This window comes from Flavobacterium sp. HJJ (assembly GCF_015351475.1).
GTDB classification, from domain to species: domain Bacteria; phylum Bacteroidota; class Bacteroidia; order Flavobacteriales; family Flavobacteriaceae; genus Flavobacterium; species Flavobacterium marginilacus.
Map to the genome: position 1 here is coordinate 336,149 of NZ_JADKPR010000001.1, position 24,883 is coordinate 361,031.

The window sequence follows — 24,883 nt, forward strand, 5'->3', positions numbered from 1 at the left end:
TTAAATTTCTATTTAGTAAAAACTTGCTTCAAAAAACCATCTATATATTGAATTGTCGGGTCAAACCAAGGATTAAAAAGACAGAAAGAATGCGGTGAATTTTCAAATTCATGAACTTCTGAATAAATTTCATTTTCAGCCAAAACTTTTCTATAATCATCACGGCCAGCATGCATTCTCGCTACCGAACTATTAATAAACAATGTTGGTGGCGTAGCTGCACCGACATAACTCAATGGCGAAGCTGCTTCCCAAAGTTTCGGATTTTCTTTTTTTGAATATCCAAACCAATATGTTCCGGCCGACATTTTTTTGCTGTCATCACCTTCACTCGATTCTGGATGAACAAAAGACAAAGTACCGTCTATATCGACAACAGCATTTACCAGCGATAACGAATTAGAGTTTGTCACCATACCTTCAAAAAGCGGCATATTTCCAGTTGTCCCCAAAAAAGAAGCAAGCTCGCCCCCTGCTGAAAATCCCAATACAGCTATTTGATTTGGATCGATATTATATTGATCAGCATTTTCACGAACCCAGCGAATAACTGTTTTTAAATCATAAATAGCAGCCGGAAAAAGCGCTTCGGTAGAAAGACGGTATTCTGGAGTAAAACACACATACCCTAAACTTGCCAGTTTTTGTGCCATTGGATGGTGCTGCTGTCTGTTTCCAGAACGCCAGCCTCCACCATGAATAATGACAACTGCGGTTTGCTTTCTCTTTTCATTTATATCAAAAAAAACATCCAGCTTCATTTTCCGTTTTCCATAACTGCAGTAAACAATATCCTTTTTTTGTTTTACAAAATCAAAATGTATTACGGGAACCATGGTACAATTAGGAAAGTCTTTCAATGTTTTTTTGAAAGCACTGGCAGTTGTATAAGAAGTATCTCTTACATTAGTCAGTCCTTTTAAATATTGAGCATGTAAACTTTGAAAAGAAACTGCAGAAAATAGATACAATAGTATTCCAAGACTTCGATTTTTATAAAACTTCTGAACTGCTCCCATTTATACTTTTTTAATTTATTTACTTATCTAAAACGATAAATTTAAGAAAACCATTCTCTTTTAGAATCGATTAAAGCGAAAATATTTCTGTTTAAAATTTCAATTCTACTATTTTTTAGAATCATACAATAACCCCAGAAATGAATTTTTGTTTTTCATTCAAAAAATTCTCTTTTCATAAAACACTAAAAAACAATTAGATACAAACAAAACAAAAAAATTAAAATCACATCACTAATTGACTTAGGATCGAAACAAAAAAATATTTTTATAAATAAGCGAACATTCATTTATAATTAATACATTTGTTTTCCAATAATAAAAAAATGCGAACAAGAGACACAAATAAAGAAGAGCTGGTCAGACAAAAAGCTATAGAAATGCTTGTAAAAATGGGGATTGAAGGTTTTGGAATGAATCGTTTGGCCAAAGAATGCAGTGTATCAGTGGCTACTTTGTATATCTATTATACAGACAAAGATGATCTGATAAAGAAAATTGGTGTAGGAATTGGTCAGAATTTCTTTAACGAAATGATTAAAGATTTTTCTCCTGATATGCCATTCAAGGAAGGCTTGCGAAAACAATGGGAAAACAGGGCACGCCACACCATAAAACATCCGCTTGATGTTGCCTGTTGGGAACTTTTGAGTCATTCCAGCTACAGAGACTGCATTTTGGAAAAAAGTGTACTCAATTTTAAGACTATAATGGGTGATTTTTTAAAAAATGCTATTGACAAAAAAGAATTAACCTGTATGTCCAAAGAGGTATTTTGGAGCATTGCCTACGGTCCGTTATACACTTTACTCCGTTTTCATAATGAGGGCAAAAATATGGCAGGCACACCTTTCAAACTAACGAAGGAAGCTACCGAAGAAGCATTTGAATTAGTAATAAAAGCATTGACACCACAAAAAGTTTAACTATGGAAAACCAAATAGAAAATATATTGGTATTTGCAACCAATATTAAAACCGAAAGTGATAAACAAAAAATAAGCAGTATACTGAATAATAACTCTGAAATACAGCAATGGAATATTGATCAGGAAGATATTGACTGTGTCTTGCGGATTGTAACCGAAACACTATCCGAAGGGCAGATAATCAAAATTTTAGACCAATACAATTTCAATTGCACACCATTAGATTAAAATAAAATGAAACAAAAAAATACACAGACCATACCGTTTACGTCCTGTCAGAAATTAGCCGTTTTTTTACTGGCTATAACACAATTTACAGTAATTCTAGATTTTATGGTTATGTCTCCAATGGGAGATATACTAATGAAATCGTTAAGCCTAAAACCTGCTCATTTTGGTTTGGTCGTTTCTGCTTATGCTTTTAGTGCCGGTATTTCAGGTTTGCTTACAGCTGGTTTTGCAGATAAATTCGACCGAAAAAAATTACTATTATTTTTCTATGCTGGTTTTATCGCAGGAACTATTTTATGCGGCATAGTTACAACTTATCCTCTATTAGTAGCAGCACGAATAATTACAGGACTTTTTGGAGGCGTTATAGGTTCAATTTCTATGGCGATAGTTGCCGATTTATTTACACTGCAGCAGCGCGGTCGCGTGATGGGTTTTATACAGATGGGATTTGGCGCCAGCCAGATTTTAGGAATACCAATCGGATTATATATTGCTAATGCCTGGGGCTGGCATGCACCATTTCTCTGGGTTGCTGGAATGGCAGGAATTGTAGCTTTAATAATAGCTGTAAAATTAAAACCAATTATAAAACACTTAGAAATACAATCAGATAAGTCCGCTTTTAAACACTTACTGCATACCATTAGCAAAAAAGACTATCGGGTTGGATTTACTGCCACAGCATTACTTTCAATCGGAGGTTTTATGATGATGCCTTTTGGCAGTGCTTTTGCAATAAACAATTTACACATCACAGAAAATCAATTACCTATGATTTTTATGATTGCAGGCATAGCAACACTGGTAGTAATGCCGTTAATTGGAAAAATAAGCGACCGAATAGACAAATACAAAATATTTGCGTTTGGCTCCATTTGGACCATTGTAATGATTACCATTTATACAAATCTTGGAGTTACTCCATTTGCAATTGTCGCTGTTATGAATGTACTGATGATGATGGGAATTATGGGGCGTATGGTACCTTCCACAGCTTTGGTAACTGCAATACCTGAAATGCAGGATAGAGGAGCATTTATGAGTATTAATTCATCATTACAGCAGATAGCCGGCGGTATTGCAGCAGCCTTTGCAGGCACAATTGTTGTACAAAAAGACAAATGGAGTCCGCTGGAACATTATGACACTTTAGGAATTATAATTGTCTGCATTTCGGTTATATCCATAATATTGATGTACAGGGTTGATAAACTTGGTAAAAAAAGAGCAAAAGAAAAGACGGAAGATTTTTTTACTGTTAGCGAAATATAATTGCAATAAAATTATTTTACTGATTAAACCATTTATCAAAATATCTATCCAACTGCAAACCAAATAAAACCTAATGTATGAAAATTAATTTACCCCTAATTTTAATTTTTACCGTGCTTATCACATTATCTTGTTCTAAAAATGATGATACACCAACAACACCTGCTAATATTGATGATGATTTGGCTGGACCAATTTCGAGACCCCAAAGCGGTTATGGATCCGATGGAACTTACACTGTTGCCAAAATATCATTCCCAAGTCCACTATATAGCGGAAAAAATGTAGAAATATTTTATCCGAAGGGTATTACCGCTCCAAGACCAACTATCTTTTATTCCCATCCTTTTGGTGGTGAAGAAAGCAGCTACAACATTGGTCTATATGAATTCATTGCCAAAAAAGGTTATGTTGTTGTTTTTGCACCCTACCCGACAACCGGTGTCACTGTAGATGAAAGATACAGCACTTTGTGGGAAAGTTTTAAAAAAGCAGTAACCAATTACCCAAATATTATCGATACTTCCAAAGTGGGGTTCATGGGACATTCTTTTGGCGGCGGTGCTTCTTTCGCATTGGCTCACAAAGCATTTATTAACGAAGGCTGGGGACAAAACGGACGTTTTATTTTTACAATGGCACAATGGTATGCACATCAAATCACTCAGGAAGACCTGCAGAATTTTCCAGCCAACACTAAACTTATCACCCAAGTCTATGACGACGACGTAACCAATGACCACAGGCTGGCAATTGATATTTTCAAAAACATTGCTATTCCAGATTCAGAAAAAGATTTTATTTTAATCAAAAAAAGTGTTCTCCCATCCTATACTTATACAGCCGAACATAACTTACCCAACACACAATCTGCTTATGATGCATATGATTACTATGGCATTTACAGACTATTGGATGCTTTGATCGATTATAGTTTTAACGGAAGTGCTGCTGGTAAAAAAACAGCATTAGGAAATGGTTCTGCAGAGCAGATTACAATGCCAAGCTACAATGGACAGGCATTATCACCTCTAGAAGTAACTGATAATCCAACTGCTCTTTACCCTCAAAGTAAGTATCTATTTCCATGCAATAACGCTAACAACCCAAGAATTGCTAATTGTAAATAAACCACTATGGACAGAAAGTTCATAGTTTTGGTTGGCTGACTAAAAGTCTACAAGGCTGGGTTCCGAAAAATTTATGAGATTGCCACAGATTCACAAAGTAAAATGATTTTAAAATCTGTGAATCTGTGGCAAAAGAATATTTTTCAGAAGCTAAAGTGCATAGTTTTAAACTTTATTTGAGACCAATAACCCCAAATAACAGCAGTACTATTTATCAGCCATTTGATTGAAACCAAAAGTTTCTTCAAATGGCTTTTACTATTTATAAAATATGCAAGAAAACGTTATTAACGATAGATTAACATATTAAATGTACGAATTGAACCTCAATTTATTGACATTTGCAAAATCAAAACCAAAACGATGATTTTTAAGAAATTTATTTCCATTCCCCTTCTCCTATTGATTTCTTTTACTGTTTTTTCGCAAGAAAAGAACAATAGCGACTCCAACAAACAAAAATTCACAATTAGCGGAACCATTTCGGATACCAAAAGCAACGAAACCCTAATTGGAGTAAACGTAGCTGTCCCTGAATTAAAAATAGCCACTACCACCAATGAATATGGGTTTTATTCAATCACCCTGCCAAAAGGAGAATATGAAATCAGCATTAGTTATGTTGGTTTTGAAAGTATATCAGAAAAAATCTCATTAGTTAAAAACACAAAAAAAAGTTATTCTCTTAGTGAATCTGGGCAGGAGCTGAAAGAAGTAGTAATTAGTACCGAAAAAAATACTGCCAACATTAGAAAACCAGAAATGAGCGTTAACAAACTGTCTATTTCGGCAATTAAAAAAATGCCTGTTGTTATGGGAGAAGTAGATGTTATCAAATCTATTTTGTTTCTGCCGGGTGTTACTAATGCAGGTGAAGGCCAGTCTGGATTTAATGTTCGTGGCGGTGGTGCCGATCAAAATTTAATTCTCTTAGACGAAGCCACTATTTTTAATTCCTCTCACGTTTTTGGTTTTTTCTCTGTTTTCAATCCTGACGCTATCAAGGATTTAAAATTATACAAAGGCGGAATTCCTTCTAAATATGGAGGAAGAGCATCATCGGTTTTGGACATTTATCAAAAAGATGGAAACAGTAATGATTTCCACATGAATGGAGGAATTGGATTAATTACCAGCCGAATTCTTGCTGAAGGTCCAATCGTAAAAGACAAAGGATCATTTCTGGTTGGAGGCCGTGCTTCTTACGCGCATCTCTTTCTAAAATTAGCCGATAATGACAACTCAGCTTATTTTTATGATTTAAATACTAAGCTCAACTATAAATTCGACCCAAACAACAGTTTATATCTTTCTGGGTATTTTGGCCGGGATGTATTTTCTTTAAACGAAACTTTTGCCAATACATATGGTAATGCAACATTAAACCTAAGATGGAATCATCTTTTCAGCGAAAAATTATTTTCTAACTTATCGTTTATCTACAGCAATTACTATTATGGATTAACACTTGATTTTCTTGGATTTAATTGGGATTCCGGAATCAAAAATTACAATCTGAAATACGATTTCAAACATTATATATCCAATAATATAAAACTAAACTACGGATTCAACTCCACCTACTACAACTTCAATCCGGGAACAATAGATCCTAGCAGTCCCGATTCTACCATCAACTTTAAGCAGTTAGAAAAAAAATACGCTTTTGAAAATGGAATTTACGCAGAAGCGGAACAGATTCTAACTGATAAACTTGCCATCAATTATGGTGCCCGTTTCAGTATTTTTAACAGACTCGGAAATTCCACTGTCAATCAATACGAGAATAACCAGCCGGTAGCTTACGATTCAGATTTAAAAATTTATGAAAAAGCAACACCTATCGGAACTACTTCATACAAAAAGAATCAATCTATAGCTACTTACAATTATTTCGAACCACGCCTTTCGGCAGCATACGAATTAAACAAAAACCAATCGGTAAAAGCAAGTTATAACCGCATGGTACAGTACCTGCAGTTGGTTTCTAACACTGCTTCCCCAACCCCGCTCGATGTCTGGACACCAAGTGATAATTACATCAAACCTCAGATTGCCGACCAAGTAGCTATTGGCTATTTCAATAATTTTAAAGATAATTTATACACCTTAGAATTAGAAAGTTTCTATAAAAAAATTAAAAACAGAATGGATTATATTGACGGAGCCGATTTAGTTGCCAATGAAGCCATCGAACAGGTAATCCTTAACGGAGAAATGCGCTCCTATGGTTTAGAAGTATTACTGCGGAAAAATTCAGGAAAGTTAAATGGCTGGATTGCCTACACAATTTCCAAATCACAGCAGAGAACTCCAGGAAGAACCCCGGACGAAATTGGAATCAACAATGGCCAATGGTACCGTTCAGCTTATGACAAACTTCACAACATAGCTGCAACGGCAAATTACACTTTAAATCAAAAATGGAATTTTGGCGGTAATTTTACCTTACAGTCTGGACAGCCTACAAACTTTCCAAACGGACAATATGTTTACCAAGGCATTACGATACCAAGCTATGGAGAGCGAAACAGAAACAGCCTTCCTATCTATCATCACTTAGATATTTCGGCGACTTACATTCCAAAACCATACAAAAATAAAGGCTGGCAGGGCGAATGGGTTTTTAGCATCTATAATATTTACAACCGAAAAAATGCCGCTTCAATCAGCTTTAGAGAAAATGCAGATACTGGTGCAAACGAAGCTGTAAAACTATCTATTTTTGGAGCTGTTCCTTCAGTTTCTTATAACTTTAAATTTTAACACGATGAAAAACATTAAACGATACATAGCCCTTTTAATAGCTTCATTATCAATAATCAGCTGCGAAGATGTAGTCAATGTAGATTTAGAAACTGCCGCGCCAAAATTAGTTATAGATGCTTCTATCAAATGGGAAAAAGAAACAACTGGAAATGTTCAGAAAATTAAATTAACAACCACAACCGATTATTATTCTACAACAATCCCTGCTGCCACAGGAGCTGTAGTCACAGTAACCAACACTACAATGAGTACACCTGCCGTTTTCCAATTCATCGAAGACGGACAGACCGGAGAATACACTTGCAATAATTTCAAGCCCGTTATCGGAAATGAGTATGCCCTTAACATAACCTACAAAGGACAGACATTTACTTCAAGCTCTACTTTTATGGCCAGTCCTGTCATTACAGAAACTGAGCAGGCTTTAAAACCAGGAATCGAAGGTAAAGACGTATATGAAATCAAATTCTATTTTCAGGACAATGGATCCGAAGACAATTTTTACCTGATAGGTGCAAAAAACAAAAATATTGCTTATCCTGAATACGGTGTTATTAACAACGAATTTTATCAAGGCAATCAAATGTTTGCATTCTACAGAGACGATAAACTAAAAAAAGGTGACGAAATTCAGTTCAGCCTGCAGGGAATCACCGAAAAATACAGCAATTACATGAGTAAACTACTCAGCATTGCGGGCAGTGATACCGGCAGTCCATTTGCCACTGCACCGGCAACCCTGAGAGGAAATATCGTAAACAAAACCAATCCCGATGATTATCCGTTAGGCTTCTTCCATCTCGGCGAAATAGATTCAGACACTTATACAATTCAGTAGCTGATCCAGCTATCCATTTAAGACTGAAGATTAACAATTTTAGATTTTAGATATTTCATAACTTTACAGAAAATCTAGGTAGAATTCAAAAAATCTATATTCTATATTCTGAAATCAAAAATCTGCATTCTAAAATCTAAAATCAAATGTCCTCACACCATATCGTCCGCGACGACCAAGAACCCGCTTTGATAATTGCCAACGGAGCCGCCTGCCATCCCGAGTTACTGGGACAGCTGCTTGAATGGTCTCCACTGGTAATTGTACTCGACTCTGCTATTGAGCGCGTTATGGAACTGGGCATAAAAGTAGATGTGTTGTTGGGTGATTTTGACAGGGGATTTGACCCCGAGTACTATAAAGAAAAGCAGTTTCCGCTGGAAATTGTCTACACTCCAGATCAAACCAAAACCGATTTAGAAAAAGCGCTGGATTATTTAATCGAAAGAAAAATTCCAGCTGTAAACATTATTTGGGCCACTGGCAGAAGAGCCGATCACACTATTACCAATCTTACCAATATTGTCCGTTATCGCAATCTGATTAAAATTGTCATACTCGACGACCATTCCAAAATATTTTTGCTACCTAGCAAATTCGAAAAATGGTACACAGCAGGCACTCCTATTTCATTAATACCTATTGGAGTTGTAAACGGAATCTATTCTGAAAATCTGGTTTATCAATTGGAAAATGACACTCTGACCATGGGATACAGAACCGGAAGCAGTAATGCCGTTGCCAATGATGGAATTGTTACCATCAGCCACACCGATGGCGATCTGTTACTAATGGAGTGTTTTGATTAGCTTAAGTTTTAAGCCTACCCAATTTTAAATAAACAACTATAAATAAGCGCAATAGAAATTTAAAAAAAGTAATGACTATCTTTGCAGCGAAATTTAAAATAATGAAACCTACAAAGAATACCGAAAAGACAACACTGCACCCAAGAAATCTCCACCGATTTGGATACGACTTTAAACTATTGACGCTAAATTACCCCGAATTAAGCGAATTTGTTTTCGTCAACGAACACAGCAGTGGCTCGAGCGATAGTGAACAGACGAAGCAAACAATTGATTTCAGTAATCCTGATGCAGTAAAAGCACTTAACAATGCTTTACTTATTACCAATTACGACATACAAAACTGGGATATTCCAGCAAATTTCCTTTGCCCTCCCATCCCTGGAAGAGCTGATTATATTCATTTTCTCGCCGATTTACTGGCAACGGCAAACAATGGTGTCATTCCGGAAGGAGAAAACGTTATGGGACTCGATGTTGGTATTGGTGCCAACTGTATTTATCCGATTCTCGGGAACTCTATTTACGGCTGGTCATTCGTAGGAACAGACATTGATGAAAATGCACTTCAAAACTGCAAAAAAATCATTGGTCAAAATCCAAAATTAACCGAAGCTGTCAGTCTGCAGTTACAGGTAAATTCCCGTTTTATTTTCAAAAATATAATAACTCCCGAAGACCGTTTTACGTTTACTATCTGCAATCCGCCTTTCCATTCCTCATCGGAAGAAGCTGCAAAAAATAATCTCCGTAAAGTAAATAATCTGGCATCAAATGCTTCCAAAGCAATGACCCGAGGCAGAACCGAACGGAACGAAGTTAAACCAGTTCTCAACTTTGGCGGACATAATGCTGAATTGTGGTGCGAAGGCGGTGAATTGGGTTTTGTCAAACAAATGATTTTTGAAAGTGTCAAATATCCAATGCAGTGTCTTTGGTTTACAACTTTAGTCTCCAAGCAGTCCAATCTGAATACAATCTACAAAACTTTAAATCATGTAGGAGCTATTCATAAAACCATAGAAATGGCGCAAGGGCAAAAAACAAGCCGTTTCGTTGCTTGGACCTTTATGAGTGAATCACAGCAAAAAGCGTGGAAATTTTAGGATTTTAGCAGCCAATTTACTTTGTATCTTTACGGTTCAGTATCATAGACTCTAAAACATGAATTTTCAAGTCATATCCGATTATAAGCCAAAAGGCGACCAGCCGCAAGCCATTGAGAAATTAACTCAAGGTATTGAGGCAGGCGAACAATTCCAAACTTTACTTGGAGTTACAGGTTCAGGAAAAACGTTCACTGTCGCTAATGTAATTCAGGAAGTGCAGCGTCCAACTTTGGTTTTGGCACACAATAAAACCTTGGCGGCACAGCTGTATTCCGAATTCAAACAATTTTTCCCCAATAATGCGGTAGAATATTTCGTTTCTTATTACGATTATTACCAGCCAGAGGCTTTTATGCCTGTTACGGGTGTTTTCATCGAAAAAGATTTATCCATTAATGAAGAGCTTGAAAAAATGCGTTTGAGCACCACTTCTTCTCTGCTTTCAGGCCGACGCGATATTTTGGTTGTCGCATCAGTTTCCTGTCTGTATGGTATTGGAAATCCTGTTGAATTTCAAAAAAATGTAATTGCGATTGAGCGCGATCAGGTCATTTCGAGAACCAAATTACTGCATAGTTTAGTGCAAAGTTTATACTCCAGAACAGAAGCCGATTTTACGCCCGGTAATTTCCGCATTAAAGGTGACACGGTCGAAGTCTATCCAAGTTATGCTGATGATGGATTCCGGATTCATTTTTTTGGAGATGAAATAGAAGAAATAGAAAGCTTTGATGTAAAGACATCCAAAGTTATTGAAAGATACGAAAAACTGACAATTTACCCAGCCAATATGTTTGTCACTTCGCCTGATGTACTGCAGAATGCTATTTGGGAAATCCAGCAGGATTTGGTTAAACAAGTTGATTATTTCAAAGAAATAGGCAAGCACCTTGAAGCCAAACGATTAGAAGAACGAACTAATTTTGACTTAGAAATGATTCGGGAATTAGGTTATTGCTCAGGAATTGAGAATTATTCCCGTTACCTTGACGGAAGAGAAGCAGGAACTCGTCCTTTTTGCTTATTAGATTATTTCCCTAATGATTATCTCATGGTTGTTGACGAAAGCCATGTAACGGTTTCACAAGTGCACGCTATGTATGGAGGCGACCGAAGCCGTAAGGAAAATTTGGTTGAATATGGTTTTCGACTGCCTGCAGCTATGGACAACCGTCCGCTGAAATTTGAAGAGTTCGAAGCCATGCAAAATCAGGTTATTTATGTTTCTGCAACACCAGCCGATTATGAACTGCAAAAATCAGATGGCGTGTATGTTGAGCAAGTAATCCGCCCAACTGGATTATTAGATCCAATTATTGAAATTCGTCCGAGCTTGAATCAAATCGATGATCTGATTGAGGAAATTCAGCAGCGGTGTGAATTGGACGAACGTGTTCTAGTAACGACTTTGACCAAAAGAATGGCAGAAGAATTAGCCAAGTACTTAACAAAAGTTAGTATTCGCTGTCGTTACATCCACTCGGATGTTGACACGCTGGAACGCATTGAAATCATGCAGGATTTACGAAAAGGAATATTTGATGTTTTGATTGGTGTCAACTTATTAAGAGAAGGTTTGGATTTACCCGAAGTTTCTCTAGTTGCGATTCTCGATGCAGATAAAGAAGGATTTTTGAGAAGCCATCGTTCTTTAACACAGACCATTGGCCGTGCAGCGAGAAACCTGAATGGAAAAGCAATTATGTATGCGGATAAAATTACTGCCAGTATGCAGAAAACCATTGACGAAACTAGTTACAGAAGAACCAAACAAATCAATTTCAATACAGAAAATAATATTGTCCCGCAGGCATTGAACAAAAAAATTGAAAGTGCCTTCACTAACAACAAATTGGCTGAATACGAATTAGGACACACTATGAATATTGCTGCCGAACCGGAAACCGCCTATATGTCCAAACCTGATTTAGAAAAACTCATCCGCGAAAAGCGAAAAGCAATGGAAAAAGCAGCAAAAGATCTGGATTTTATGCAGGCAGCAAAACTGCGTGATGAGATTAAGGCACTGCAGGAAAAAATCAATTAAAAATTAAAACACTTTTTTAAAATTTAAAAATTTAAAAACCATTAAGATATTAAGAATCATTAAGCCTCTAAAAGCTTAACTTTCTTAATATCTTAATGGTAAATAATGTTTTGAAAGAGAAAAACGACAAGACTTTAAAATCAATTAAGCTGTTCCTGAAAGAGTTCCAGCAGTACTTCAGCAGGAATCATAGTGTTAGGAGAATTTTTCATTAATTTCAAAATACGGTTTGTAGCACTTGGATTTAATCCCATATTAATTGCAATCTGACGGATGGCTTCTTCCTCTTTTGGGTGCAGAATTCCGTCACAATGCATCAGCAGTGCCAGACGGTAAAATTGCTGAATCCTTTCAAATTCAGATTTAATAACACCTGTAGGCAATTCTTGATGAAACAGATCATTGAATTCATTTTTCTCAATTCCTAATTCCTGAGCTACTATCCAGACGAATTGATATTCTCTCTCATGCAGTCTGCCGTCAACAACCGAGAATGCAATCATATCTGCTAATAATTTCATTTTTTCTTCCTGAGTATTCATCGAATTAGTATTTTTAGCTAAAATATTCATTTTTTCTAAATCTAAAATATATTTGCCTTGAAAATATTTATCTTAATTCCGTTTCTTTTATTTATAGGAAAAACAGATGCTCAAGAAAGTACCGCTTCCAAACAGATTTCTACTTTTACCATCGAAGCGCCCCAATTAAAAACGAGCCGAAAGATTTGGCTTTATTTACCAAAAAACTACAAAACTTCAACTAAAAAATATCCTGTAATTTACATGCATGATGCCCAAAATTTATTTGATGCCAAAACTTCATTTGCAGGAGAATGGAATGTTGACGAAAAACTTGACAGTCTGAATGCCCAGGTAATTGTTGTAGGAATCGAAAACGGCGGTGAAAAACGTCTCGAAGAACTGACTCCTTACAAAAATGAAAAATACGGCGGAGGAAATGCCGATAAATATCTTGAATTTATCGTAAACACACTAAAACCTGAAATAGACAAAAAATACAGAACGAAACCTAACGCTAAAAACACAACAATTATAGGGAGTTCTTTGGGTGGTTTGGTTTCATTTTATGCCGTTATAAAACATCCCGATGTTTTCGGGAAAGCAGGTGTCTTTTCTCCCGCTTTTTGGATTAACAGAAAAGACATAAATAATTATATGACAAACAGTAAAAAACTTAAGGCTAAAATTTATTTGCTCTGCGGTGATTCAGAAGGCGATGATGACAGTATGGTAACCGATCTCAATTACATCGAAAAATTACTGAACACCAACCGCTGTTACTGTCTGCATCTCAACAAAAAAGTAATTGTAAAAGGAGGCCATCACAACGAGAAATTATGGCGTGATAATTTTGACGATGCTGTTCTTTGGCTTGGATATTAATTCTTCAGGCTTCTAAATAAAAAACTTATTTTTTCGAATATTCTTTTTCCATTTGATTAATGATACCTCTTATGGATTCAGCGCCAATTCCTTTGGCCTTGATAACTTTATTTTTGTCCAGAATATAAATCACCGGCGTTGTCACCACATCATATTTATCTTTAAGGTTATTAATATGAACTCCGTCATACACATTAATCCAGTCGATTTTATTATCTATGATGTATTTTTTATATTTATCAAATTCATTCTGCGTATAAACCCCAAAAACCTTAACATCTTTCTTTTCTTTCAATAATTCATGATAAAGTTCCAATATTATAGGGACTTCTTTTTGGCAGTGACTACAGTCTACATCCCAAAAAAGAAGAATCAGATAATCTGCTTTTACGCTGGATAACCTCATATAGTTTTTTTCGATTTCTTCTTTATTTGCATAATAAATTTTGGTAATCTCTTCGCCGGTTTTCGCTGTATCAAAACCCATTTTCGCAATTTTATCATGACCAGGAATATCTATCATATAGAGCTCTGGAGCTGTTTTCCCAAGCTGCAGCGGTGTTAGAACATTACCCCTGTTTATAATAATTTTAATAACACTATCATCATAAACACCTTTGGCTTTGCCTGTTTTAAAATAATTGTCCACCATGTAAACAAACACTTTGTCCATTCCCATTATTTTTGGAATCTCATAAGTCGAAGTAAAATAAGCTAATAAAAACATATTCATTTTAGTGCCTTGCTTAGTTTTGAGCATCATTCGATCAATCTCAACACAAATTGAATCGGGATTATGAACAACAACATTATTAAAATATTGTTTTATTTTATTTGCAAAAAATGGATTGTTCAGCATCGCATCATCTTCAAAATTAACTCCATGCCAAAAATGCTTTTTGTAATAGTTATAAGAATAAATACTATCGGGTCTGCCATTGGAAGCTTTCGGGATATCCTTTGCAGTTTTCTCCGATTTTAAATTGATAATTTCAGAAAGATAATTTCCTTTGTTTTGCGTAATTACATTCAAATCAGTTTCTACAATAGCCTCATTCAAGACTTTGAATTCCTTAGTTATAATTGCAGAAGAATCTGATTTTTTCTGCTCTTTTATTGATTTTTTAAAACTGTCGAATTCTTTATTTTTGGCAGATACAAAACGAATATAATTAAAGAAATTTTCATTTTGTTTCGAATTAATGGCTTTCAGATTTTCGAGTAAATTGGATTTATCAGAAGTGATTTGCAGTTTTTGTGATTGCTCATCAATAATAAAATCAAAATAATTCCCTTTCTCCTGACTGAGTAAAAAGTAGACTCCTTTGTCTAAATTTTTCTTTCCCTTAAACACAATATTTCCATTGATCACTTTTTTGCAAGTATCGGAAATATATAATTTATCAAATTGGTAATAGGCCAGATAGGCTACTGTATCTTTACAGTTCTTCAAATTAATTTTAATCTCATGACCAGTCTGAGCTTGTACAGACAATAAACAAAAAAAGAGAACAAAACTTAGTGCAATTTTCTTCATAGTTCAAAATAATCTTTAAAGACAATATCATTTTATCCGTCAAAAATAATCGAATTAAAATTTATTTTCAAAACTAACAATATTATTTATTTTAAGGAACAGAGATTCGTAATTCTTAATTCATAAATCGTAATTAGCAAATGCTTATCTTTGCACTTTAAACATACAAAAATGACAAATAACGATATATTCAAAAAGCTTCGGGTAGCATTAATGCTCCGTGATGACCAAATAGTGGAAATTTTAGAATTGGTAGATTTCCGAATTTCAAAATCTGAATTGGGAGCTTTTTTCCGTGATGAAAAACATGAAAACTATATGGAATGCGGTGATCAGGTACTCCGTAATTTCCTAAACGGATTGGTAATTCATTTGAGAGGAACAAAAGAAAATCCAAAAAATCCGAATGACGTTATTGCCAAACACAAAGCGCAAATCCCTGTAAAAAACAGTGATTCAAAAAGACCTGAGTTTAAGCCAAAAACCAAAGACTCAGAAAAAGAAAGAGCTGATCAAGCTCCAGGAAAATCAAATTCTGCAGCAAAAAAACCAGCAAAAAAGCAATTCCCAAAAGGTAACGGTAAACCGTCAGTTGTAGAAAAAGTGAAATACAATTTCGGCAAAAACAAAAAATCCTGAGTTTTCTTAGGATTTTTTGTTTACAGTAATATCACTCAAGAGCTAATTAAGAACTGCAGCTCAACATCGAACAGCCTACTTTATCCCTAGCCCAGTCAGGTCTTTTGGCAAACCATTTTTGGTTCTCTGGCTGTTCTTCATAAGGCTTTTTTAGCAATTCAAACAATTCATTCAGTAAAGAATAATCACCTTTATCGGCATCATCAATACATAATTGAGCCATATAATTTCGCAAAACATATTTAGGATTCACTGAATTCATCTGCTCTTTTCTTTCAGCATCTGTAAGCGTTTCTTCATTTATTCTGCTGCTATAATGCCCAAGCCAGATTTTCCAGTTATCCAAAACAGATTCTTCAAGATTTTGTTTATTGTAAAAAGCTTCGGCTATTTTATCAAAAGCAATTACATCTGAATCTTCTTTTAGAATAATACCCAAATTTCTAAAGAAAATAGTCATATCAGTTTCTGTCAATTGAAGCAGTTCAGTCAAACTTTCAATTAGAACAGCATCTTGATCCTTAATTATTTTAAAACCAAGTTTATTGCGCATCATACTCAAGTACTCCGTTTCATAATCACTGCTAAAAGCTTTTAAAATTTCCTCAAGCGGTTTGGCATCGTTTATCAAAGGAAACAAAGCATTTGCCAATTGATATAAATTCCATAAAGCAACATTAGGCTGATTACCGAAGCGGTATCTTTTATTCTGCCTGTCTGTTGTATTTGGAGTCCAATTTGGGTCGTAATCTTCCAGCCAGCCATAAGGACCATAATCTATAGTTAATCCGTGAATCGACATATTATCAGTATTCATTACACCGTGAACAAAACCAACTCTCTGCCAATGCACAATCATCTCTCGGGTAGTTTTGGATACCGTTTTAAAAAATTCCAGATACTTTTCCGCACCTTCACTTTTAATATCTGGAAAATGATGTTTGATAGTATAATCAGCCAGTAATTTGAGATTAACACGATCATTTCGGGAATAAAACAATTCAAAACTGCCAAAACGAATAAACGAAGGCGCAACCCTGCAGACAATAGCTCCTTTCTCGTAAGCTGGATTTCCGTTATAGAGAATATCACGTAAAACCTGATCACCTGAAAGCATCAGCGAAAGCGAACGCGTAGTAGGCACACCTAGATAATGCATCGCTTCGGCACACAAATACTCTCTTATTGAAGAACGCAGTACAGCAAAACCATCTGCTGTGCGGGAATAAGGCGTTGGCCCTGCTCCTTTTAACTGCAATGTATATGATTTATCATTATAAACCACTTCGGTTAGATTAATCGCGCGGCCGTCACCTAATTGCCCTGCCCAATTCCCAAACTGATGCCCAGCATAAGCTAAAGCATAAGGCCGGGTTTCCGTATATACAGTATTACCGGAAAAAACATTCAAAAAATCTTCTGATAAAACATCTTCATGAGACATTCCCAACAAATCAGCCACATCTTCTGATGCATGAATCAAAGAAGGATCTGAAGACTGTTTTGGCAGTACATAGGAAAAACAGGCTTTTTCAACCTGTCTCGGAATATTGGTTTCATTAGAATCGGCAGGCAGTTCGGCTGTAAAAGTATTTTGGATATGAAGTTTCATTTCTTGCTGAATTAATATTATGTAAAGTTATTCCATATCTGAGACATAATTAAAACCCTGCAATAACTTTATTTTATAAGCGTCTTCGATATACTTATGAAGTGAAAGTAAAACGATATTTATAAAATGCAGACAGCAGATAATTTTGAAGATTCCGAAATATTAATTTAGTTTTGCTAAAAAACTCATGAAATCATTTGATGTAGCTATTATTGGCAGTGGTCCTTCAGGAGCATCGGCAGCTTTTGAATTATCCAAATCAGGAATTTCAACAGTAATTATAGAAAAAGAAACCTTACCAAGGTATAAAACTTGTGGCGGAGGTCTTGTTTTTAGAGGACTGAAAATGATGCCATTTGATATATCTTCTGTAGTTGAAAAGGAATTTTATGCAATTGACACTTATTTTTCCAAAAAACATCCCTGCATAACAACCAGAAGAAAAGAACCAATCGTCAGCATGGTAATGCGTGATGCTTTTGATAATTTAATTGTTGAAAAAGCCAGAAACAATGGAGTCACTTTATTACAGAATCATAAAGTAGTAGACATTACATTTGGAGAAACCCAGACAATCCATACAACTGAAGGAGATGTTACTGCAAAATTTATTATCGCCGCAGACGGCGCATTAAGCCCAATAGCAAAAATAGCGGGTTGGAAAGAAACAAGAACAATAATTCCGGCATTGGAATATGAAGTTGAAGTTCCAGCAGCCGATTTTGAACGATTGTCAAATGATGCACGTTTTGATATTGATGCAATTCCTTATGGGTACGGATGGTGTTTTCCTAAAAAAAATCATCTTTCGATTGGTGTTGCTGTTGTCATAAAAACCAATAAAAAAATCAACCTTAAAGAATATTATGCTGCCTATTTAAAAAGATTAGGTATTACCGAAATTCTTAAAGAAGAAGGACATGGTTTTGTTATTCCCGTAGCACCTAGAACAGATTTTTTTGTTCAAAAAAATGTTTTTTTAACTGGAGATTCTGCGGGTCTCGCTGATCCATTAGTTGCAGAAGGTATTTCAAATTCTATTTTAAGCGGCATACAGGCAGCCGAAGCAATCATCGAAAGTCAATTAGATCCCGAAAAAGCTGCAGTTTTATATACTGAAAAATTAAAAACCGGCATTCTGCCTGAAATCGAAAAGGCCAAAGTGCTCTCCTACCATTTCTACAGCAAAAAAAGCTTCAGAAATATTATTTTAATGAAATACGGACAGTATGCAGCCGAAGCACTGACTGATTTGTTCATGGGAGAAAGAACATACCCAAAAGACTACTTAAAAAGCATCACCAAAAAAATTAAAGACGCTATTTTTTAAAAAACCATAAAATCTGCAGATTCATTAACTCCATAAAAAAAATCCTGAGCATAAACTCAGGATTTTTAGTATAATAAATTGTCTTATTGAATTAAGATAGAGCAGCCTGAACTTGATCAGCAGCTTCTTGAAACTGTACAGCAGATAAAATCGGCATTCCAGAATTATCAATTAATTCTTTTGCTATTTCAGCATTTGTACCTTGAAGACGAACAATGATTGGCACTTTAATAGCGTCTCCCATGTTTTTGTAAGCATCAACAACACCTTGAGCAACACGGTCACAACGAACGATTCCTCCAAAAATGTTAATTAAAATTGCTTTTACGTTTTGATCTTTCAAGATAATACGGAAAGCTGTTTCAACACGTTTTGCATCAGCAGTTCCTCCGACGTCAAGGAAGTTTGCTGGTTCAAAACCTGCATATTTAATCAAATCCATAGTTGCCATTGCAAGACCGGCACCGTTTACCATACATCCCACTGTTCCGTCAAGATCTACGTAGTTCAATCCTACCTCTTTAGCTTCAACCTCGATTGGATTTTCCTCACGGATATCACGCATATCAGCATATTTCTTTTGTCTGAATAAAGCGTTATCATCAATATTTACTTTAGCATCAACAGCTAAAATTTTATCATCAGAAGTTTTTAAAACTGGATTGATTTCAAACATAGAAGCATCAGAACCAATGTAAGCATTGTATAATGAATCAATGAATTTAACCATTTCTTTGAAAGCATTTCCAGAAAGACCTAAGTTGAAAGCAATTCTTCTTGCTTGGAAACCTTGCAAACCAACAGCTGGATCAATTTCTTCTGTAAAAATTAAGTGCGGTGTGTGCTCTGCAACTTCTTCGATATCCATACCTCCTTCAGTAGAATACATAATCATGTTGCGTCCTGTAGCTCTGTTTAAAAGAACAGAAACATAAAACTCAGAAGTTTCGCTTTCACCTGGATAATATACATCCTCAGCAATTAAAACTTTGTGAACTTTTTTTCCTTCAGCAGAAGTCTGTGGCGTAATTAACTGCATTCCGATGATTTCTTCTGCAATTCCTTCTACTTTGTCAATTCCTTTAGCAAGTTTAACTCCACCGCCTTTTCCGCGGCCGCCTGCGTGAATTTGTGCTTTAACCACATACCAGCTTGTACCAGTTTCAGTAGTTAATTGTTTTGCAGCAGCTACAGCTTCTACTGAACTATTAGCTACAATACCGCGCTGAATGCGGACTCCGTAGCTAGCTAAAATCTCTTTTCCTTGATATTCGTGTATGTTCATAATTTATGTTTTGACTGGATCCTGAATTTATTTCAGATCGAAAGTGGCACAAAAATAGCAAAATTTAATTTAATTGAAATTTTTTTTAAGCATATATCCTGCTTACTTTTAAAAATGTGACCAATACTCAATCAGATAAACTAAATTTAAAAATAATCATATATTTTGTTAAAATAATCACTCAGATGAAGTATAACCCTATATTTATTACAAAAAAAGACTCTTTTAAAAAATAAAAAAAATATTTATTGCTGATATGTCAATTCAAAAGTAAAAAATCAGCATTATTGTCAATTATACATTACTTTTTTAATTTTATAACAAAAATCAAGCCTTATGCAATAGATTCATTCGTTATATGTTAAGAAATATTTAATTTTGTAAAAAAAAATATCAAGCATGAGAGTTAAAGAACAAGGGCTTTATTTACCCGAATTTGAGCACGACAACTGTGGCGCAGGATTTATATGTAATTTGAACGGAATTAAGTCTAATGACATTATTCATAAGGCTCTGGACATCCTAATCAAGCTGGAACATCGTGGAGCGGTAAGCTCGGATGGAAGAACTGGAGACGGAGCTGGAATCTTATTTGATATCCCACATGATTTCTTCAAAAAAGTCTGTGATTTTGAAATCCCGGAAGTTAGAGAATATGCTGTAGGTATGACATTTATGCCAAAAAGCCCTAACCAGGTTGCTTTTTGTAAAGAAACTTTTGAATCTGCCATAAAAGATCAAAACCTATCAATTTTAGGATGGAGAGATGTTCCTGTGGATGTTTCTAATTTAGGACAGATTGCAGCAGAAAAAGAACCAACCGTTAAACAAGTATTTGTTGGTAAAAATGGTTTAGATATTACTGAGCAGCAGTTCAATGCCAAATTATTTATGGCTAGAAAAATTGCTGAACATAAAATCCGCAATTCAAGAACTTCGGAAAGTCATATGTTTTACTTTTCAAGCTGTTCTACAACTACTATAATATATAAAGGACTATTGATGCCGGAAGACATCAGCAGATACTATACTGATTTATTAGACAGTGACTTGGTAACCCGTTTAGCTTTGGTTCATCAGCGTTTCTCTACAAACACTTTCCCTTCCTGGGATTTGGCACAGCCATTTAGATACATGTGTCACAATGGTGAAATCAATACATTAAGAGGAAACGTGAGCAGAATGCGTGCTCGTGAAGAATTGATGAAAAGTGATGTTTTTGGAGAAGATTTGAAAAAATTATTCCCAATTATATTAGAAGGAAAATCAGATTCAGCTTCTATGGATATGGTTGTCGAGTTATTATTAATGACTGGACGCTCTTTACCTGAAGTAATGATGATGGTTGTTCCTGAAGCATGGGAAAAACACAAAACCATGTCAGATGAGAAAAAAGCATTCTACGAATACAATGCCTGTATCATGGAACCATGGGACGGTCCTGCTTCTATACCTTTTACTGACGGTAATGTAATTGGTGCATTATTGGACAGAAACGGATTGCGTCCATCTCGTTATACATTGACAAAAAGCGGATTTGTAATCATGTCATCAGAAATTGGTGTTCTTGACATCAAACCGGAAGATGTTGTACAGCACGGAAGACTGGAACCAGGAAAAATGTTCCTTGTAGACATGAATGAAGGCCGTATCATCGAAGACGAAGAGGTTAAACATTCAGTAGTTTCAAAACGCCCTTACAGAGAATGGCTAAACAGCAATTTATTGCAATTGGCCAACATTCCTTATACAAATAATGAAATTCCAACTGAACAAATTGATTTCGAAACCAGACTTCGCTTATTCGGATACACTCATGAGGATTTAAAAACAATGATCAACCCAATGGGAGCTCAAGGTAATGAAGCATTGAGTTCTATGGGTAATGACACGCCTCTTGCGGTATTATCAGATCAGCCGCAATTATTGTATAACTATTTTAAAGAATTATTTGCTCAGGTAACAAATCCGCCTTTGGATGGTATCCGTGAAGAAATAATTACTGATACAAGTTTAGCAATTGGAGGTGATTACAACATCTTTGACATTACTGATGTTCACTGTAAAAAAATCAAAATTCAGAATCCTGTAATATCCAATGAGGATTTAGATAAAATAAAAAACCTTGACCACGCTGATTTCAAAACAGTTACTATTTCTACTTTATACAAAATAGAAAAAGGAGTTAATGGTATGGAGCGTGCTTTGGAAAAATGCGTTCAGGCAACTTTCAAAGCAGTTTCAGAAGGATGCAACATCGTTGTACTTTCAGACAGAGGCGTAACAGAAGAATTGGCTCCAATACCTATGTTATTGGCTACCTCTTACATACACCACACTTTGAACATTCTTAAGGTTCGTTCAAATTTCGGAATCATAATCGAATCTGCGGAACCTCGTGAACCACACCATTTCGCTTTATTGTTCGGATATGGAGCAAGCGCAATCAACCCTTACATGGTAAACGAAATTATTCACAACCAAGTAAACGAGGGTCACATAACTGGCGTTAAAGCTGATTATGCGATTGCAAACTTTAACAAAGCGATTGCAAAAGGAATTGTAAAAATCATGAACAAAATTGGTATCTCTACTTTACATTCATACAGAGCTGCCCAGATTTTTGAAATTTTAGGTCTTAACAAAACATTCTCTTCAAAATATTTCCCATACACTCCATCCAGAATTGAAGGTATTGGTCTAATGGAAATTGAAAGAGAAGTTAAGAAAAGACACCAGAATGCATTCCCTAAATCTAAAATTGCAAATCTATTGCCTTTAGAAATAGGCGGTGTTTACAGATGGAGAAGAAACGGTGAGAAACACATGTTCAATCCGACAACAATTTCTAAACTACAGCAAGCCGTTCGTTTGAACAGCCCTGAAAGCTATAAAGAATACTCTAAAATGGTCAACGAACAAAGTGAAAACTTAATGACTATCAGAGGTTTATTCGAATTCAACAACCTTGACCCTATTTCTATTGACGAAGTAGAGCCATGGACTGAAATCGTGAAAAAATTCAAAACTGGTGCGATGTCATACGGATCTATCAGTCAGGAAGCTCACGAAAATCTAGCGATTGCCATGAACAGAATCGGAGGTAAATCTAACTCTGGTGAAGGTGGAGAAAACCCAAAACGTTTCCAGAAAGAAATGAACGGAGATTCAAAAAACAGTGCTATTAAACAAGTAGCTTCTGGACGATTTGGAGTTTCTATCAACTATCTGACAAACGCTCAGGAGATTCAGATTAAAATGGCTCAAGGTGCAAAACCTGGAGAAGGCGGGCAATTACCTGGTGAAAAAGTAGTGCCTTGGATTGCAGAAACAAGAAACTCTACACCTTATGTAGGTCTTATTTCTCCTCCGCCACACCATGATATTTATTCTATTGAAGATTTATCTCAATTGATATTTGACTTAAAAAATGCCAACCGTGAAGCAAGAGTTAACGTTAAGTTAGTTGCCGAAGTAGGTGTTGGAACCATTGCTGCCGGTGTTGCCAAAGCAAAAGCCGATGTTATATTGATTTCAGGATATGACGGAGGAACTGGTGCTGCACCATTGACTTCTTTGCAACATACAGGTATTCCATGGGAACTTGGTCTTGCCGAAGCACAGCAGACTTTAATATTAAACGACTTAAGAAGCCGTGTAGTTTTAGAGTGTGACGGTCAATTGAAAACAGGACGTGACGTTGCTATCGCAGCATTGCTTGGAGCTGAAGAATTTGGTTTTGCAACTGCACCGCTTGTTGCTTCAGGATGTATCATGATGAGAGCCTGTCACTTGAATACCTGCCCAGTAGGTATTGCAACACAGGATCCAGAATTGAGAAAAAACTTCAAAGGAACGCCAGAACACGTTATTAACTTTATGTACTTTATTGCAGAAGAGTTAAGAGAAATCATGGCACAGCTTGGATTCAGAACATTGAAAGAAATGGTTGGACAATCTCAGAAATTAAATGTTAATAAAGCGATTAAACATTATAAAGCAAATGGATTAGACTTATCTACCATTCTTTACAAACCAGAGAAAGCGAAAACAGTTCCAAATCATAATACAACTACTCAAGATCACGCATTAGAAAATGTTCTTGACTTTGATATTATTAAAGCAGCTATTCCTTCTATTTACAGAAAAGAAAGAACAAGAGTTACTTTTAACATTAAAAATACGGACCGTTCCGTCGGAGCTATCTTAAGTAATGAGATATCAAAAATATACGGCGCTCAAGGATTACCAGAAGATACAATTCTTGTTGACTTTACTGGTTCTGCCGGACAAAGTTTCGGAGCATTTGCAACCAACGGTTTATCATTCAAAATACACGGAAACTGTAATGACTACTTAGGAAAAGGACTTTCCGGAGGAAAATTAATCATTAAAGTACCACCGACTGCAACTTTCAGTCCAGAAGATAACATTATCATTGGTAACGTTGCCCTTTATGGAGCAATTACTGGTGAAGCTTACATCAACGGTATGGCTGGTGAGCGTTTTGCAGTTAGAAACTCTGGAGCTACAGCTGTTGTTGAAGGAATTGGAGACCACGGATGTGAATACATGACCGGAGGAACAGTAGTTGTACTTGGCAAAACAGGAAGAAACTTCGCAGCTGGTATGAGCGGCGGTATTGCTTATGTATATGACGCCAAAAAGAAATTTGAAAATGGATTGTGCAATATGGAAATGGTTGCCCTAGAAACATTGGAAGAAGAAGATTTAGCCAAATTGAAACGCTTAATCAAAAACCATTCGATGTATACCAATAGCCCATTGGCGAAACGCCTATTGGCAGATTGGGAAAACGAAAGCAAAAATTTCACAAAAGTTATGCCAACTGATTACAAAAAAGCATTGCAAAGATTGGCAAAAGAAAAGCAAGTTCAAGAATTAATAGCACAATAGTC

The 24,883-nt window shown here is 35.7% G+C and carries 18 protein-coding genes; 13 read left to right on the plus strand and 5 right to left on the minus strand.

The genetic code is table 11. The features are described from left to right. Nucleotides 1-8 precede the first annotated feature (8 nt). Nucleotides 9-1,019, minus strand: a complete 1,011-nt coding sequence (locus IRZ80_RS01470; protein WP_194639520.1) for an alpha/beta hydrolase — start codon at nucleotides 1,017-1,019, stop codon at nucleotides 9-11. A gap of 326 nt (nucleotides 1,020-1,345) precedes the next feature. On the opposite strand from IRZ80_RS01470, the gene IRZ80_RS01475 reads away from it, so the two are divergent. The 9 genes from IRZ80_RS01475 (at nucleotide 1,346) to uvrB (ending at nucleotide 12,155) form a co-directional block, all read left to right on the plus strand. Beyond that, on the plus strand, nucleotides 1,346-1,945 hold the full coding sequence (locus IRZ80_RS01475) for a TetR/AcrR family transcriptional regulator (RefSeq protein WP_194639522.1): 600 nt from the start codon (nucleotides 1,346-1,348) through the stop codon (nucleotides 1,943-1,945). Nucleotides 1,946-1,947: 2 nt separating this feature from the next. Then, a complete protein-coding gene (locus IRZ80_RS01480) occupies nucleotides 1,948-2,175 on the plus strand; it encodes a hypothetical protein (protein WP_194639524.1) in 228 nt (75 codons plus the stop codon). Between the two features lie 6 nt (nucleotides 2,176-2,181). Beyond that, entirely contained in the window at nucleotides 2,182-3,453 is a 1,272-nt protein-coding gene (locus IRZ80_RS01485) for an MFS transporter (protein WP_194639526.1), read from the plus strand. Between the two features lie 77 nt (nucleotides 3,454-3,530). Continuing rightward, nucleotides 3,531-4,583: an alpha/beta hydrolase gene (locus IRZ80_RS01490; protein WP_194639528.1), complete on the plus strand. Its 1,053-nt coding sequence runs from the start codon at nucleotides 3,531-3,533 to the stop codon at nucleotides 4,581-4,583. 363 nt (nucleotides 4,584-4,946) lie between these two features. Then, nucleotides 4,947-7,349: a TonB-dependent receptor gene (locus IRZ80_RS01495; RefSeq protein WP_194639530.1), complete on the plus strand. Its 2,403-nt coding sequence runs from the start codon at nucleotides 4,947-4,949 to the stop codon at nucleotides 7,347-7,349. A gap of 4 nt (nucleotides 7,350-7,353) precedes the next feature. Continuing rightward, nucleotides 7,354-8,190, plus strand: coding sequence for a DUF4249 family protein (locus IRZ80_RS01500; RefSeq protein WP_194639531.1), 837 nt, complete (start codon nucleotides 7,354-7,356; stop codon nucleotides 8,188-8,190). Between the two features lie 146 nt (nucleotides 8,191-8,336). Continuing rightward, nucleotides 8,337-8,999 carry a thiamine diphosphokinase gene (locus tag IRZ80_RS01505; protein WP_194639533.1) on the plus strand — a complete coding sequence of 221 codons (663 nt, stop codon included), beginning with the start codon at nucleotides 8,337-8,339 and terminating at the stop codon, nucleotides 8,997-8,999. A 101-nt stretch (nucleotides 9,000-9,100) separates the two neighbouring features. Further along, entirely contained in the window at nucleotides 9,101-10,105 is a 1,005-nt protein-coding gene (rlmF, locus tag IRZ80_RS01510) for a 23S rRNA (adenine(1618)-N(6))-methyltransferase RlmF (RefSeq protein WP_194639535.1), read from the plus strand. Nucleotides 10,106-10,163: 58 nt separating this feature from the next. Further along, the gene (gene uvrB / locus IRZ80_RS01515; protein ID WP_194639537.1) at nucleotides 10,164-12,155 is read left to right on the plus strand and encodes an excinuclease ABC subunit UvrB; all 1,992 of its coding nucleotides are present in this window, start codon (nucleotides 10,164-10,166) and stop codon (nucleotides 12,153-12,155) included. A gap of 140 nt (nucleotides 12,156-12,295) precedes the next feature. Here uvrB and IRZ80_RS01520 read toward each other — a convergent pair whose 3' ends face one another. Next, nucleotides 12,296-12,727, minus strand: coding sequence for a TerB family tellurite resistance protein (locus IRZ80_RS01520; RefSeq protein WP_194639539.1), 432 nt, complete (start codon nucleotides 12,725-12,727; stop codon nucleotides 12,296-12,298). Nucleotides 12,728-12,754: 27 nt separating this feature from the next. Between IRZ80_RS01520 and IRZ80_RS01525 the strand changes: the two genes are divergently transcribed. Further along, entirely contained in the window at nucleotides 12,755-13,561 is an 807-nt protein-coding gene (locus IRZ80_RS01525) for an alpha/beta hydrolase (protein WP_194639541.1), read from the plus strand. Between the two features lie 25 nt (nucleotides 13,562-13,586). Here the strand turns inward: IRZ80_RS01525 and IRZ80_RS01530 are convergent, their stop codons facing one another. After that, nucleotides 13,587-15,098, minus strand: coding sequence for a thioredoxin-like domain-containing protein (locus IRZ80_RS01530; RefSeq protein WP_228520771.1), 1,512 nt, complete (start codon nucleotides 15,096-15,098; stop codon nucleotides 13,587-13,589). A 171-nt stretch (nucleotides 15,099-15,269) separates the two neighbouring features. Here IRZ80_RS01530 and IRZ80_RS01535 point away from each other — a divergent pair, with 171 nt between their 5' ends. Further along, complete coding sequence (locus tag IRZ80_RS01535; RefSeq protein ID WP_194639545.1) at nucleotides 15,270-15,737, plus strand: DUF1456 family protein; 468 nt, start codon at nucleotides 15,270-15,272, stop codon at nucleotides 15,735-15,737. A 46-nt stretch (nucleotides 15,738-15,783) separates the two neighbouring features. Here IRZ80_RS01535 and IRZ80_RS01540 read toward each other — a convergent pair whose 3' ends face one another. Next, nucleotides 15,784-17,349, minus strand: a complete 1,566-nt coding sequence (locus IRZ80_RS01540) for a protein adenylyltransferase SelO (RefSeq protein WP_194639547.1) — start codon at nucleotides 17,347-17,349, stop codon at nucleotides 15,784-15,786. A 187-nt stretch (nucleotides 17,350-17,536) separates the two neighbouring features. Between IRZ80_RS01540 and IRZ80_RS01545 the strand changes: the two genes are divergently transcribed. Then, the gene (locus IRZ80_RS01545) at nucleotides 17,537-18,679 is read left to right on the plus strand and encodes a geranylgeranyl reductase family protein (RefSeq protein WP_194639549.1); all 1,143 of its coding nucleotides are present in this window, start codon (nucleotides 17,537-17,539) and stop codon (nucleotides 18,677-18,679) included. 91 nt (nucleotides 18,680-18,770) lie between these two features. Here IRZ80_RS01545 and sucC read toward each other — a convergent pair whose 3' ends face one another. Next, nucleotides 18,771-19,964: an ADP-forming succinate--CoA ligase subunit beta gene (sucC, locus tag IRZ80_RS01550; RefSeq protein ID WP_194639551.1), complete on the minus strand. Its 1,194-nt coding sequence runs from the start codon at nucleotides 19,962-19,964 to the stop codon at nucleotides 18,771-18,773. Between the two features lie 399 nt (nucleotides 19,965-20,363). Between sucC and gltB the strand changes: the two genes are divergently transcribed. After that, nucleotides 20,364-24,881: a glutamate synthase large subunit gene (gene gltB, locus IRZ80_RS01555; protein WP_194639553.1), complete on the plus strand. Its 4,518-nt coding sequence runs from the start codon at nucleotides 20,364-20,366 to the stop codon at nucleotides 24,879-24,881. Nucleotides 24,882-24,883: the final 2 nt, after the last annotated feature.

Coding starts and splice junctions, on each gene's coding strand:
- IRZ80_RS01470 (WP_194639520.1), bottom strand. CDS start 1,019: ATGGGAGCAGTTCAGAAGTTTTATAAAAATCGAAGTCTTGGAATACTA.
- IRZ80_RS01475 (WP_194639522.1), top strand. CDS start 1,346: ATGCGAACAAGAGACACAAATAAAGAAGAGCTGGTCAGACAAAAAGCT.
- IRZ80_RS01480 (WP_194639524.1), top strand. CDS start 1,948: ATGGAAAACCAAATAGAAAATATATTGGTATTTGCAACCAATATTAAA.
- IRZ80_RS01485 (WP_194639526.1), top strand. CDS start 2,182: ATGAAACAAAAAAATACACAGACCATACCGTTTACGTCCTGTCAGAAA.
- IRZ80_RS01490 (WP_194639528.1), top strand. CDS start 3,531: ATGAAAATTAATTTACCCCTAATTTTAATTTTTACCGTGCTTATCACA.
- IRZ80_RS01495 (WP_194639530.1), top strand. CDS start 4,947: ATGATTTTTAAGAAATTTATTTCCATTCCCCTTCTCCTATTGATTTCT.
- IRZ80_RS01500 (WP_194639531.1), top strand. CDS start 7,354: ATGAAAAACATTAAACGATACATAGCCCTTTTAATAGCTTCATTATCA.
- IRZ80_RS01505 (WP_194639533.1), top strand. CDS start 8,337: ATGTCCTCACACCATATCGTCCGCGACGACCAAGAACCCGCTTTGATA.
- rlmF (WP_194639535.1), top strand. CDS start 9,101: ATGAAACCTACAAAGAATACCGAAAAGACAACACTGCACCCAAGAAAT.
- uvrB (WP_194639537.1), top strand. CDS start 10,164: ATGAATTTTCAAGTCATATCCGATTATAAGCCAAAAGGCGACCAGCCG.
- IRZ80_RS01520 (WP_194639539.1), bottom strand. CDS start 12,727: ATGAATATTTTAGCTAAAAATACTAATTCGATGAATACTCAGGAAGAA.
- IRZ80_RS01530 (WP_228520771.1), bottom strand. CDS start 15,098: ATGAAGAAAATTGCACTAAGTTTTGTTCTCTTTTTTTGTTTATTGTCT.
- IRZ80_RS01535 (WP_194639545.1), top strand. CDS start 15,270: ATGACAAATAACGATATATTCAAAAAGCTTCGGGTAGCATTAATGCTC.
- IRZ80_RS01540 (WP_194639547.1), bottom strand. CDS start 17,349: ATGAAACTTCATATCCAAAATACTTTTACAGCCGAACTGCCTGCCGAT.
- IRZ80_RS01545 (WP_194639549.1), top strand. CDS start 17,537: ATGAAATCATTTGATGTAGCTATTATTGGCAGTGGTCCTTCAGGAGCA.
- sucC (WP_194639551.1), bottom strand. CDS start 19,964: ATGAACATACACGAATATCAAGGAAAAGAGATTTTAGCTAGCTACGGA.
- gltB (WP_194639553.1), top strand. CDS start 20,364: ATGAGAGTTAAAGAACAAGGGCTTTATTTACCCGAATTTGAGCACGAC.